Raw genomic sequence first — 13,291 nt, 5'->3', positions numbered from 1 at the left:
GTGGGAGAGTAGGTCACCGCCGGACACACATTAAGTAGGACCCTGACAACGGAACGTCAGGGTCCTACTGCTTTAAGCACCCCAAACCCCATGGCCCGTCCCAGGAAAACCCGCAGGATGTGAGCGGGCGTCCCAGGAAAACCCCCAGGATGTGAGCGGGCGTCCCAGGAAAACCCGCAGGATGTGAGCGGGCGTCCCAGGAATACCCGTCAAAGGTTGGCGGGCGTCGCTGTGAAGATGGCCACGATACCGCCGCCAGGGCACCCACTGTCCAGCGGGATTTTGTGGCTCCACTAGAATTGATGAAGATGTACGGACTTCGAAGCGCTTGATTTCGGGTTGCGTAGGAAACGAAACGAGCGGCTGCAGTTGCGCCAGTGGTCGGCTCACAACAGGAGGAATCCATATGGCCGAGCACAACGGGGGCAACCGCAGCAACGACCGTGGGGCGTTCCGCGGCAACAACAACTCCGGTGGGGATCCCCGCGGATTCCGGTCCCGGTCCGACCGCGACGGCAACAACTCCTCCCGTGGTGGTTCTGCCGGTGACGGTGAACGAAAGCCGTTCGGTGATCGTGATCGGAAGCCGTTTGGTGACCGTCCGCGCCGTGATGGTGAGGGTGACCGCCGTGGTTTTGGTGGCGGAGATCGTGAGCGGAAGCCGTTTGGTGACCGTCCGCGCCGTGATGGCGAGGGTGATCGTCGTGGTTTTGGTGGCGGTGATCGTGATCGGAAGCCGTTTGGTGACCGTCCCCGCCGTGACGGTGAGGGTGATCGTCGTGGTTTTGGTGGCGGTGATCGTGAGCGGAAGCCGTTTGGTGATCGTCCGCGCCGTGATGGCGAGGGTGATCGTCGTGGTTTTGGTGGCGGTGACCGTGACCGTAAGCCGTTTGGCGACCGTCCCCGCCGTGATGGCGAGGGTGACCGTCGTGGTTATGGTGGCGGAGCCGGTGGCGGCGAGCGGAAGCCGTTTGGTGACCGTGACCGTAAGCCGTTTGGTGACCGTGACCGTAAGCCGTTTGGTGACCGTGACCGTAAGCCGTTTGGTGACCGTGACCGTAAGCCGTTTGGTGACCGCCCCCGCCGTGACGGTGAGGGTGATCGTCGTGGTTTTGGTGGCAGCGATCGTGACCGTAAGCCGTTTGGCGACCGTCCGCGCCGTGATGGCGAGGGTGACCGCCGCGGTTTCGGCGGCGAGAACCGCAAGCCGTTCGGAGACCGGCAGGACCGGGCGCCGCGCAGCTTTGACCGCGGTGACTCACGTGGCGAATCCGGCCGCGGCGGATCCGGCCCCCGTGGCTTTGGACGCGACCGCCAGGAGGAGCGCCCTGCCCGCGTGCCCAACGCCGCTGACCTTCGCAGCGCCAACCGTCCTGACCGGGAACGCTCGCCCGAAATCGACGAGGACGTCACAGGCAAGGAACTGGACCGCGCCACGCACCACCAGATCAAAACCCTTGAGCCCAAGAGCGCAGAGTGGGTGGCCCGCCACTTGGTGATGGCCGGCCGCCTGATTGACGACGAGCCCGAGCTTGCCTTCCAGCACGCTCTTGCTGCCAGCCGCCGCGGTGGAAGGCTCGCTGCCGTCCGTGAAGCCGTTGGCCTGACTGCCTATGCTGCCGGCCACTACGGCGAGGCACTCCGCGAGTTCCGCACCTTCCGCCGGATCAGCGGCTCCAATGTACACCTGCCAGTGGTGGCCGACTGCGAACGTGGCCTGGGGCGCCCCGACCGTGCCCTCGATGTTGCCCGCTCGGAGGAGGCCCAGGATCTTGACGCTCCCGGCAAGGTGGAGCTGGCCATCGTGGCGGCCGGTGCCCGGACCGATCTCGGCCAGCTGGATGCGGCAGTGGCCGAACTCGAAATCCCGCAGCTGGATATCAACCGTGCTTTCTCCTACAGCCCCCGCCTCTTCCGCGCTTACGCCGATGCACTGGCAGCGGTAGGACGCCGGGAGGAATCGGAAAAGTGGAGCCGCCAGGCCGTTCTGGCAGAAAATGCCCTGGGCCAGGGCGCGGACCAGGAACCCGAAATCATCGACCTCGGCTGGGACGAGGAAGAAGAGGCACGGGAAGAGGCTGAACGGCGCAGGCTCCTGGAGCGTGCCTCCACAGCTGCCGGGACAGAAGCCCCCGCCGAAACCACCGCAGCAGTTGAACCGGAACACTCCCGCGCCGCCAAAGCGGAGGCAGCCCAGGACAGCAGCCTCGACGACCAGGACGCGGACTACTTCGCCTCCGATGATGCCGAATCGGACCAGGACTCGGTGGAACCCGACGAACTGGGTACCGCAACCGCTGAGGACGCCGACGCGGAGGGTACCGCTGACGCCCACCACGATCAAGAGCGCCGGGAAGACTGAACAGTCATGAGTGACATTTCGCTGGTCTCGCGCTTCGATGCGCTCCTCGCAGACCTGGATGGCGTGGTCTATGCCGGGCCCAACGCCATTCCCGGAGCCGTGGAATCGCTGCAGCAGCTCTCGGGTCTGGGAATCGGCCTCGGCTACGTGACCAACAACGCTTCCCGCTCTCCGGGCGAGGTTGCAGCACATCTCCGCGAGCTGGGTGCGCCTGCCGAGGACGACCAGGTGGTCAGCTCCTCCCAGGCGGCTGCCGAGTTGCTTGCCTCACTGCTGTCACCGGGGTCAAGGATCCTCATCACGGGAAGCCCTGCGCTTGCCCGGGAAATCGAGCTCGTGGGCCTGGTGCCCGTAGCCAGCCAGGCGGAGGACCCAGTGGCGGTGGTCCAGGGGTTCAGCCCCGCCATTGGCTGGAAGGACCTGGCGGAAGCCACCTACGTGGTGTCCGCCGGGGCGCTGTGGGTGGCCACCAACACGGACATGTCCATTCCCCAGGCGCGGGGCATCGCTCCGGGTAACGGCACCCTGGTTGCCGCCGTCGCTGCTGCTACCGGCCAGCAGCCCCGGGTTGCCGGAAAGCCCGAGGCACCGCTGTTCCACTCGGCCGCCAAGCGCCTCGGGGCCGAGTGTCCCCTGGTGGTGGGCGACCGGCTGGACACGGACATCCTGGGCGGCAACAATGCCGGCTTTGCCACCGTGGCTGTCCTGACCGGCGTCGACACGCGCGAAACCATTCTCGCCGCAAGGTCGGCGGAACGGCCCAACTACATCATCGGGAACCTGACGGATCTGCACCGCCCGTACCCGGAAGTGACGCACGACGACGGCACCTACACATGCGGCCAGTCAACGGCCCGCGTGGCCAACGGATCGGTGGGCATCATTGGCAGCAAGGATCACCTCGACTCCTGGCGTGCCGCATGCGCAGCCTGGTGGGCGGAGACACCCGACGCCGCAGCCCCCCAGGCGCCCAAGCTGGTGTGGCTGGATCACTAGACTGGTTCAATGACTGAGCTGACCGAACCGGACGACACCCCAGCCCGGCCAGCACCTGGATGGCCGCAGCCAGGCGGGCAGGACATCACGGATCCGGAGGTGGCCCAGGCCGTCGCCGGGCTTTTCGACCTGCCCGGGCTACCTGTCGAGGACCACGAGACCGTCTACAACCGGCTTCATGATGAACTGCTGGCCGCCCTCAACAGCGACCCCTCAGGGGCCGACGCCGCACAGCCCGGTCCCGCCGGGGGTAAAGCCTGATGCCGGTGCGCCTCGACCACGCACTGGTGGCGCGCGGGCTGGCGAGGTCCCGCACGCATGCCGCGTCGCTGATCAGCGAAGGCAAGGTCAGTTCCGGCGGCGAGGTCCTCAGCAAAGCGTCGCTTCAGGTGGACGACAGCCGGGACCTCGCCGTCGACCACGATGACCAGGACACCTATGCCAGCCGCGCCGGCCACAAGCTGGCCGGGGCCCTCGACGCCTTCCCCGACGTCTCGGTGGAAGGCAACAGGTGCCTCGACGCCGGCGCCTCCACCGGGGGCTTCACCGACGTCCTCCTTCGGCGGGGCGCCGCACACGTGGTGGCGGTCGACGTCGGGCACGGCCAGTTGGTGCCGCACCTCCGCGACGACCCGCGCGTGGATGTCCACGAAGGGATGAACGTCAGGTACATGGCGCCGGCCGACATTGGCGGCGCGGCAGCACTGACCGTCGCTGACCTGTCCTTCATTTCCCTCACCCTGGTGGTCCAGCCGCTGGCGGACTGCACCGAACCCGGCGGTGACCTTGTGCTGATGGTCAAGCCCCAGTTCGAAATCGGCAAGGACCGCCTGGGCCGCACCGGCGTGGTCACGTCGGAGCGCGAGCGGCGGATGGCCGTGGAGAAGGTGGCCAGGGCAGCGCTCGACGCCGGCCTGGACCTTTGCGGCCTGGCGGCCAGTCCACTGCCCGGGCAGGACGGAAACGTCGAATACTTCCTGTGGATAAGACGCAGGATCAGCAAAGACTTGCCTAAGATCGAAGAGCGAGAGGCAGCAGCCGCTGCGTTGCTCGGACAAATCTGGCCGAACCACTAGAGAGCGGATCCTGATGAGCAGGCGTGTACTGGTCCTTGCCCACACTGGCCGCGAGGAGTCGCTGAAAGCTGCCTGGGAAGCCTGCGCCCTGCTGCACGCCTCCGGCATGGTTCCCGTGATGCAGGAGTCCGAGCTGGGGGACATGGAACGGTTCTTCGGGCACCTGGCCCAGCCGGTGGAGGTCCTTCACGACCATGTCCAGCTGCCCGATGTGGAACTGGTCATGGTCCTCGGCGGCGACGGCACCATCCTGCGGGCGGCCGAATTGGTCCGCGACGTGGATGTGCCGCTGCTGGGCGTCAACCTGGGCCATGTGGGTTTCCTGGCTGAAAGCGAACGCGCGGATCTTGCCCAGACGGTGGAGTGGATTGCGAGCCGCGAGTACACGGTTGAAGAGCGCATGACCATCGATGTGCAGGTGTGGGTCCGGGGCCAGAAGATTTGGCACACCTGGGCTTTAAACGAGGCTGCGATCGAAAAGGCGAACCGCGAACGCATGCTCGAGGTCGTGACCGAAGTGGACGAGCGTCCGCTGACGTCCTTCGGCTCCGACGGCATCGTGCTGGCCACCCCCACAGGGTCCACCGCCTACGCGTTTTCCGCGGGCGGACCGGTGGTCTGGCCGGAGGTGGAGGCCCTGGTAATTGTGCCGATCAGCGCCCATGCGCTCTTTGCCAAGCCCCTTGTGGTGTCGCCGCGGTCAAAGCTCGCGGTGGAGGTCCTGGGCCGTACGGACGCCCAGGGTGTGCTGTGGTGTGATGGCCGGCGCTCGGTGGATTTGCCGCCCGGCGCCCGTGTGGAGGTGACCAAGTCCGCCACTCCCGTCCGGCTGGCCCGCACCCACCAGACGCCGTTCTCGGCCCGCCTGGTGCGCAAGTTCGAACTACCCATCCACGGCTGGCGGGGCCCGGTGCCCAAGTCTGATGCGGTGCATACCGGCCCCATTCCCATCGTGCGGACGCCGCGGCCCATGCCGCCGCTGCCGGTACCGCACGTGGAGAACCCCGGCAGCGATCCCGACCCGTCGACTGCAAAGTGAAACCATGCTTGAAGAACTGAGAATCCGCGATCTCGGCGTCATCACCGACGCAACGCTTCCGCTCGGCCCGGGATTGAGCGTCGTGACCGGTGAAACCGGCGCGGGCAAGACCATGGTGGTCACCGCCGTCGGGCTGCTCCTGGGCGCCCGTTCGGATGCCGGGGCGGTCCGCAGTGGTGCCAAGAGCGCCACGGCTGAAGCCGTGCTGAAGCTGGACGCCGGGCACCCGGCCATCGCCCGTGCCCTTGATGCCGGTGCCGAGGCGGAGGAGTTCGACGGCGGCGCGGAGCTGATTTTGGCCCGTCGCCTGGGTGCGGATGGCCGCAGCCGTGCGTTCCTGGGCGGGCGGGCTGCCCCCGTGGGTGTCCTGGCCGAGATCGGTGAGTCACTGGTGGTGGTGCACGGCCAGTCGGACCAGATCCGGCTCAAAAGCGCCACGGCGCAGCGTGAGGCCCTGGACAAGTTCGCCGGCGACGCCCTGGCCGGCCCGCTGGCCAGCTACCAGGAGCTGTACAACCACTGGAAATCCAGCCAGGCGGAGCTGGACACCCTGCGCAGCGCGGCACGGGACCGGCTCCGGGAAGCAGAATCGCTCGAGGCAGCCCTGGCGGAGATCGACGAGGTGGATCCGCAGCCGGGGGAGGACGAGCTGTTAAAGGCCGAGGCCGTGAAGCTTGCCAACGTGGAGGAGCTGCGGATCGCCGCCAGCACCGCACACCAGGCACTCATCGCTGAGGACTTCGGCGAAACCGGGGACGCCACCACGCTGGTGGATTCCGCCAAAAGGACCCTGGAACACGTGGCCGAGCATGATGCCGAGCTGGGTTCCGCAGCTGCCCGGCTCGCCGAGGTGGGTTTCCTGCTCAACGACATCGCCACCGAACTCGCCAGTTACCAGGCCGGCCTGGACACGGAGGGCCCGGAACGGCTCGCCGAAATCGAGGACCGGCGCGCCGCCCTGGCCAAGCTGGTCCGCAAGTACGCCCCCACCATCGACGAAGTGCTGGAGTGGGCGGAAAAGGCGCGCGTCCGCTTTGACGAGCTGCAGGATGACTCGTCCCGCATCGAGGCCCTGGATGCGGAAGTGGTCCGTGCCGAAGCGGAACTGAAGAAGCAGTCGGCTGCCATCAGCAAGATCCGCGCCAAGGCTGCCAAGGACCTGTCCGGCCGGGTCAGCGCTGAACTGAAGGCCCTGGCCATGGCTGACGCCACCCTGGTGATCAACCTTGAGCCGGCGGGGCAGCTGGGCCCGCACGGCGCTGACGAGATCAGTTTCCTGCTGCAGCCGCATTCCGGCGCCCCGGCCCGGCCGCTGGGCAAGGGCGCGTCCGGTGGTGAACTGTCCCGCGTCATGCTGGCCATCGAAGTGGTGCTTGCCGCCGTCGACCCCGTCCCCACCTTCGTCTTCGACGAGGTGGACGCGGGCGTTGGCGGCCGGGCCGCCGTCGAGATCGGCCGCCGCCTGGCCATGCTGGCACGCCACGTGCAGGTGCTGGTGGTCACGCACCTGCCGCAGGTGGCGGCGTTCGCGGACCAGCACATCACCGTGACCAAAACCTCAGTCAGGGGAGCCGACGGCGGCACGGCCACCGGGTTCACCTCCAGTGACGTGCGGCTGCTTGACGGCCCGGAGCGGGTACGTGAGCTCGCCCGGATGCTGGCGGGCCAGGAGGACTCGGAATCGGCCCAGGCGCACGCCCAGGAACTGCTGGACGACGCCAAGCTCCTGCCGCAGCGGGCCTGACCGAACAGCCACGGGAAGGCGCAATTGATGATAGGCTCGAATTCCGTGGTGCAGCGATCAAATTCCCGTGTAAATTCCCGGTTCCCGGGCTCCTCCAAGACGACCAAGCACATCTTCGTCACCGGCGGTGTGGCGTCCTCGCTCGGCAAGGGACTGACGGCGTCCAGCCTTGGTCATCTGCTGCGGGCACGCGGCCTGTCCGTCACGATGCAGAAGCTCGATCCCTACCTGAACGTGGATCCGGGCACAATGAACCCATTCCAGCACGGCGAGGTCTTCGTCACAGACGATGGCGCCGAGACGGACCTGGACATCGGGCACTACGAGCGCTTCCTTGACGAAAACCTCGAAGGCTCCGCCAACGTGACCACCGGGCAGGTGTACTCCACCGTGATCGCCAAGGAACGCCGTGGCGAATACCTCGGGGACACCGTCCAGGTCATCCCGCACATCACGGATGAGATCAAGCGCCGCATGCGCCTGCCCGCAGAGGGCAAGAACGCCCCGGACGTCATCATCACCGAAATCGGCGGCACCGTGGGCGACATCGAGTCCCAGCCGTTCCTGGAATCCGCCCGCCAGGTCCGCCAGGACATCGGCCGCGGAAACGTGTTCTTCCTGCACGTCTCGCTGGTTCCCTACATCGGCCCGTCGCAGGAACTGAAGACCAAGCCCACCCAGCACTCCGTGGCTGCACTGCGCTCCATCGGCATCCAGCCCGAGGCGATCGTGATCCGCTCCGACCGCGAAGTGCCCGAGGCCATGCGGGAAAAAATCGGCCGCATGTGCGACGTCGACATCGACGCCGTGGTGAACGCCGCCGACGCCCCGAGCATCTACGACATCCCCAAGACCCTGCACAGCCAGGGGCTGGACTCCTACATCGTCCGTGCCCTGGACCTGCCGTTCAAGGACGTGGACTGGACCAGCTGGGACAAACTGCTTGAAGCGGTCCACAACCCCAAGCACCATGTCGAGATCGCCCTGGTGGGCAAGTACATCGATCTCCCGGACGCCTACTTGTCGGTCACCGAAGCGCTGCGCGCCGGCGGTTTCGCCAACGAAGCCAAGGTCAAGATCCGCTGGGTCCCGTCCGATGAATGTGAAACCCGTGAAGGAGCCATCAAGGCACTCGACGGTGTCGACGGAATCTGCGTGCCCGGCGGCTTCGGCATCCGCGGCCTCGAAGGCAAGCTCGGAGCCCTGAAGTTCGCCCGGGAAACCAAGCTGCCCGTGCTGGGCCTCTGCCTTGGCCTGCAGTGCATGGTGATCGAGTACGCCCGCAACGTGGTGGGCTTGGAGGGCGCCTCCTCCAGCGAGTTCGAGCCGGACTCCAAGTACCCGGTCATCGCCACGATGGAAGAGCAGCTGGAGTACGTTGAAGGCCGCGGCGACCTGGGCGGCACCATGCGCCTTGGCCTGTACGAAGCCAAGCTCGACGAAGGCTCGGTCATCGCCGGAACGTACGGCAAGACCACCGTCAGCGAACGCCACCGGCACCGCTACGAGGTCAACAACAAGTACCGCCAGCAGATTGCCGACAAGGGGCTGGTCTTCTCCGGCACCTCCCCGGACGGCAAGCTCGTGGAATTCGTTGAACTGCCTGCAGATGTCCACCCGTACTACGTGGCCACGCAGGCGCACCCCGAGCTGAGCTCGCGGCCCACCCGCCCGCACCCGCTGTTCGCCGGCCTGGTCCAGGCTGCCTTGAACCACCAGACCGCAAACCACCCGCACGCAGGGCAGGCCGGCGTCGCCGACACGGCCGTTCCCGCGGCCGGGGAGCCTGCTGCATCGGGTACCGTTACCGCTAAGTAGTCAAGAGAACAAAAAGGACGGCGCGATGCCTGGTACACCTGAAGCCACCCCTGCCAAACAGGTTTCGGATGCACCAAGCCCGCGCCGTCTTTTGTCTACCGAGAAGGTTTACCAGGGCCGGATCTGGGACGTCGTCAGCGACACCTTCCAACTCTCGGAGTCCGGCGACGCCCTCACCCGCGATTACATCGACCACCCCGGCGCGGTCGCGGTCCTGCCCATGAACGACGAGGGGCAGGTCCTACTGTTGAAGCAGTACCGGCATCCGGTGGGCATGGACCTTTGGGAGGTACCTGCCGGACTGCTGGATGTCGAAGGCGAAGGCTTCGTGGAGGGTGCCGCCCGCGAACTCGCCGAGGAAGCGGACCTCGCCGCCGGCACCTGGAACGTCCTGGCCGATCTCTTCAATTCCCCGGGATCCTCCAGCGAGGCCATCCGCATCTACCTCGCCCGTGACCTCATGGAGGTTCCGCACCACGAACGCCATGAACGGACGGACGAGGAAGCGGAGATCGAGTTCCATTGGATCAGCCTGGACGATGCCGTGGCGTCCGTCCTGGCCGGGCGACTGCACAACCCGTCCGCCGTCGTCGGGATCCTTGCGGCTGCTGCCGCCCGCGCCGCGAACTATGAAGGACTTCGCCCCGCCGACGCCCCCTGGCCCGCGCACCCCAGCCAGCGCTGATGGCAGGTGCTTCGGTAAGCGCGGGTGCTTCGGCTGAAGAGGCGTCTGCGGTTGACCCGGTTCCGGGCCACGGAACTGCTGCCGCTGCCCCTGCACCAGTGCCTCCCGCGATCGAGCATGGAATCACCGACTACCTGCAGCACATGGGGGTGGAACGCGGACTGGCCGCGAACACCCTGGCAGCCTACCGCCGCGACCTGGCCCGGTACGCCCGCTACCTGGCAGCAGCCGGCTGCACCCGGCCGGAGGACATCAACCGGCACCATGTCACCGGTTACGTCCGCGCCCTTTCGGATGGATCCGACGGCGGCTCCACCCTGGGTGTCCGGTCAGCGGCCCGGACGGTGGTAGCCGTCCGCGGCCTGCACAAGTTCTGGGCCCTCGAGGGCTACACGCCGGCCGATCCCGCCCGCGAGGTCCATCCCCCCATGGCCGGCAAGCGGCTGCCCAAGGCCATCAGCGTAGACGAGGTGACCCGCATCCTTGAGGCGGCCGGAACCGACACCGCTGCCGGACTGCGGGACCGCGCCCTGCTCGAATTCCTCTATTCCACCGGCGCCAGGATCAGCGAAGCAGTGGGACTGGACGTGGACGACATCTCCCTTGCAGAGCCGGAATCCGGGCCTGCCATTGTCCGGCTGTTCGGCAAGGGATCGAAGGAACGGCTGGTGCCCCTGGGCTCCTACGGCGCCCGCGCCCTGGACGCGTACCTGGTCCGCGGCCGGCCGCTGCTCGCCGCCAAAGGCAAAGGCACCCCCGCCCTGTTCCTGAATGCCCGCGGCGGCAGGATCAGCCGGCAGAGCGCCTGGACCATCCTGAAGGCCGCGGCGGAGAAGGCCAACATCACCCGGGACGTCTCGCCGCACACCCTGCGGCACTCCTTCGCCACCCACCTGCTCGAAGGCGGCGCAGACGTCCGCGTGGTCCAGGAACTCCTGGGTCACGCATCCGTGACCACCACCCAGGTGTACACGCTGGTCACGGCCGATACGCTCCGGGAGATCTACGCCGCCGCCCATCCCCGGGCGCTCGGCTGAAGTTCTAGAACACCGCTTCGATGGTCAGTTCCACGGGGCCCAGCAGGAAAGCCAGCACCGAGGTGCCCATGCCGGCGAGCAGCATCAGTCCCGGATGCGCCAGGCCGATTACCACCCTCCGTAGACGTGGCCGGCCGCGGAGGAACGATTTCGGTACCCGCGAGAGCGTGGGCACCTGCCGCCAGCCGCGCAGCCTCCGCAGGAACCAGGCGCACCTGGCAACAAACGCCAGCCACAGGACGGCCACCACCAGTGGGACCAGCGCCGCCATCAGTGTGAAGCCCAGGGCGGTGACCTCGCGCTCGGAGTCACCTGCCATGGCCTGGATGGTGGTTGAGATGGAGGCACTCAGCACCACCGAGACGGCCCACACCATGAATGCCGCAACGAGGGCCAGGAAACGCACGAAGAACAGGCCCAAAACCGACTCCCTGGCGGCCTTCACTTGGTGCCGGGGCGTCACGTGGAGCACGGCCAGGGTGCTGAGCAGCGTGGGGAGGGCAGCCGCAGCCACCAGCAGGTACCACGTCCACCCTGCCAGGTCCACGAATTCATCGGTGACAATGAGCGCTGTCCAGACTCCGGCCCAGGCCCAGCCCCAGTACAAAGGGTTGCGTACCAGCCACTCCGGCAGGCGGGCGTCAATGGTCGAGTTGCGGGCCGGCCGTATCCCGTGTGCTGTTTCGGGAGTCACACGTAGAGCTTGGCATATCCGCCGGCCCCATGGCGTGTCCCGCTGGGAACTTCCGGACCCCCTAGGCTTGAACGCATGACTGCAGCCCGGGTTACTCTTTGCTTCCTGCTCCGCGACGGCGCCGGTGGGACCGAAGTGCTCCTTGGGCTGAAGCAAACAGGTTTTGGCCGCGGCAAGATCGTGGGCGTCGGCGGCCACGTGGAACCGGGGGAGTCGGACGTCCAGGCCGTCATCCGGGAGGTCTTTGAAGAAACCGGCGTAGTGCTGCAAATGGAAGACCTGGCCGACGCCGGGTCGGTCCACTTCGTCTTTCCGGCCCGGCCGGAATGGGATATGCACACCAGGCTCTTCACCGCCCGGACATGGCAGGGCGATCCGGCACCCAGCGAGGAGATCCTGCCCGAATGGTTCCGCGTGGATACGCTGCCGGTGGACCGCATGTGGCAAGACGCCGACCACTGGCTGCCGGTGGTGCTGGAAGGCCGCGCGGTGAACGTGGTGGTCACCATGCACACCGACAACGAATCCGTGGCCTCGTCCCGGAGCCTGCTGGAGTAAGCGGATAAACGCGCGACGGCGGGCGGGCACCGGTCGCATTCACGCGAAAGGTGCCCGCCCGCCGTCGGATCTTCCTGTCAATGGCTACGGAAGGTGCCGCTCCTCCGGACCGATGTACTCGCTCAAAGGCCTGATCAGCGAGTTGGCGTCCAGCTGCTCCATAATGTGCGCGGTCCAGCCCGTGATCCGGCTGGCCACGAACAGGGGAGTGAACGTCGGGGTATCGAAGCCCATCAGGTGGTAGGTGGGCCCGGCAGGATAGTCGAGGTTCGGCTTGATGCTTTTCGCCTCGTCCATCGCCGATTCCAGGCCGTTGTACAGCCCCAGCAGTTCGGGCCGGCCGTAGTGGGCAATCATTTTGTCCAGTGCGGCCTTCATGGTGGGGACCCTGGAATCGCCATGCTTGTAGACGCGGTGTCCGAAGCCCATGACCTTCTTCTTCTGGGCCAGGGCATCTTCCATCCATGCCTTGGCCCGGGCCGCTGCTTCCTCCAGGGACTCCTCCTGCCGGATGCCGATCTCGTCGAACGTGTGCATCACGGCTTCGTTCGCGCCGCCGTGCAGTGGGCCCTTCAAGGCCCCGATGGCACCGGTCACGGCGGAATGCAGGTCCGAGAGCGTGGAGGTGATAACCCGGGCCGTGAAGGTGGACGCGTTGAAGGAGTGCTCGGCGTAGAGGATCATGGAGACGTTGAAAGCCTCCACCACCTCCGGCACCTGTTCTTCGCCAAAGGCCATCCACAGGAAGTTCGCCGAGTAGCCGAGGTCTTCGCGGGGTTCCACCACATCCTGCCCGTGGCGGCGGCGCTGGTCGTAGGCCACTACCGCAGGCATGGCGGCGAAGAGGTCAACGGCCTTGGCCATGTTCGCTTCCCGGGAGGAATCCTCCGCCAACGGATGCCGTGCCCCCATGACGGAGGCGGCGGTCCGGCAGACGTCCATCGGGTGCGAGGTGACGGGCAGGGCATCAATCACCTGTTTCACCACCGGATCAAGGGCGCGGCCGGCGCGTTCCCGCGCCGTGAACTCCGCAAGCTGGTCCTTGGTGGGCAGTTCGCCGTTCCAGAGCAGGTAGGCCACTTCCTCGAAGCTGCACCTGGCGGCCAGCTCCTGGACAGGGTAGCCGCGGTAGAGCAGGGAGTTGGTGTCCGGGTTGACCTTGGAAACGGCGGTGTAGTCCACCACCACGCCGGCAAGGCCCTTTTTGATCTCATTTTCAGCCATGCTGAAACTCCTTTGTTCCTAAAGCCTGTTGGTCCGGCTGCTGCCGGCATTCCGGTGG

At 66.7% G+C, this 13,291-nt stretch carries 13 protein-coding genes; 11 read left to right on the top strand and 2 right to left on the bottom strand.

Annotation, left to right across the window (positions count from 1 at the left end; all coding sequences use genetic code 11):
• Positions 1 to 545 precede the first annotated feature (545 nt).
• From ASG86_RS20965 to xerD, 10 genes are read left to right on the top strand one after another with little or no spacing between them, the layout of a single operon-like run.
• Entirely contained in the window at positions 546 to 1,499 is a 954-nt protein-coding gene (locus ASG86_RS20965; protein WP_235565114.1) for a hypothetical protein, read from the top strand.
• Positions 1,499 to 2,362: a hypothetical protein gene (locus ASG86_RS20960; RefSeq protein WP_235565116.1), complete on the top strand. Its 864-nt coding sequence runs from the start codon at positions 1,499 to 1,501 to the stop codon at positions 2,360 to 2,362. The genes ASG86_RS20965 and ASG86_RS20960 overlap by 1 nt, the downstream gene beginning before the upstream one ends.
• 6 nt (positions 2,363 to 2,368) lie before the next feature.
• Positions 2,369 to 3,358 carry an HAD-IIA family hydrolase gene (locus ASG86_RS06600; RefSeq protein ID WP_056331782.1) on the top strand — a complete coding sequence of 330 codons (990 nt, stop codon included), beginning with the start codon at positions 2,369 to 2,371 and terminating at the stop codon, positions 3,356 to 3,358.
• Positions 3,359 to 3,367: 9 nt separating this feature from the next.
• Entirely contained in the window at positions 3,368 to 3,619 is a 252-nt protein-coding gene (locus ASG86_RS06595; RefSeq protein ID WP_056331781.1) for a hypothetical protein, read from the top strand.
• Entirely contained in the window at positions 3,619 to 4,434 is an 816-nt protein-coding gene (locus tag ASG86_RS06590; RefSeq protein ID WP_056331779.1) for a TlyA family RNA methyltransferase, read from the top strand. Before ASG86_RS06595 ends, ASG86_RS06590 begins: the two co-directional genes overlap by 1 nt.
• Positions 4,435 to 4,447: 13 nt before the next feature.
• Positions 4,448 to 5,473 (top strand): NAD kinase, encoded by a 1,026-nt coding sequence (locus ASG86_RS06585; protein WP_056331776.1) that lies wholly within the window; start codon positions 4,448 to 4,450, stop codon positions 5,471 to 5,473.
• Between the two features lie 4 nt (positions 5,474 to 5,477).
• Complete coding sequence (gene recN, locus ASG86_RS06580) at positions 5,478 to 7,217, top strand: DNA repair protein RecN (protein WP_056331774.1); 1,740 nt, start codon at positions 5,478 to 5,480, stop codon at positions 7,215 to 7,217.
• 27 nt (positions 7,218 to 7,244) lie between these two features.
• Entirely contained in the window at positions 7,245 to 9,035 is a 1,791-nt protein-coding gene (locus ASG86_RS06575) for a CTP synthase (RefSeq protein WP_056331772.1), read from the top strand.
• Between the two features lie 25 nt (positions 9,036 to 9,060).
• Positions 9,061 to 9,720: an NUDIX domain-containing protein gene (locus tag ASG86_RS06570; RefSeq protein ID WP_056331769.1), complete on the top strand. Its 660-nt coding sequence runs from the start codon at positions 9,061 to 9,063 to the stop codon at positions 9,718 to 9,720.
• Positions 9,720 to 10,757 carry a site-specific tyrosine recombinase XerD gene (gene xerD / locus ASG86_RS06565; protein ID WP_268760576.1) on the top strand — a complete coding sequence of 346 codons (1,038 nt, stop codon included), beginning with the start codon at positions 9,720 to 9,722 and terminating at the stop codon, positions 10,755 to 10,757. The genes ASG86_RS06570 and xerD overlap by 1 nt, the downstream gene beginning before the upstream one ends.
• A gap of 4 nt (positions 10,758 to 10,761) precedes the next feature.
• Here the strand turns inward: xerD and ASG86_RS06560 are convergent, their stop codons facing one another.
• Positions 10,762 to 11,451, bottom strand: coding sequence for a hypothetical protein (locus tag ASG86_RS06560; RefSeq protein WP_235565113.1), 690 nt, complete (start codon positions 11,449 to 11,451; stop codon positions 10,762 to 10,764).
• 75 nt (positions 11,452 to 11,526) lie between these two features.
• Here ASG86_RS06560 and ASG86_RS06555 point away from each other — a divergent pair, with 75 nt between their 5' ends.
• Positions 11,527 to 12,009, top strand: a complete 483-nt coding sequence (locus tag ASG86_RS06555) for an 8-oxo-dGTP diphosphatase (RefSeq protein ID WP_056331766.1) — start codon at positions 11,527 to 11,529, stop codon at positions 12,007 to 12,009.
• An 84-nt stretch (positions 12,010 to 12,093) separates the two neighbouring features.
• Here ASG86_RS06555 and ASG86_RS06550 read toward each other — a convergent pair whose 3' ends face one another.
• Entirely contained in the window at positions 12,094 to 13,233 is a 1,140-nt protein-coding gene (locus ASG86_RS06550) for a bifunctional 2-methylcitrate synthase/citrate synthase (RefSeq protein ID WP_056331764.1), read from the bottom strand.
• Positions 13,234 to 13,291: the final 58 nt, after the last annotated feature.

The organism is Arthrobacter sp. Soil764, from assembly GCF_001428075.1.
Classification (GTDB): domain Bacteria; phylum Actinomycetota; class Actinomycetes; order Actinomycetales; family Micrococcaceae; genus Arthrobacter.
This window is presented reverse-complemented; position numbering and strand designations above follow the sequence as displayed.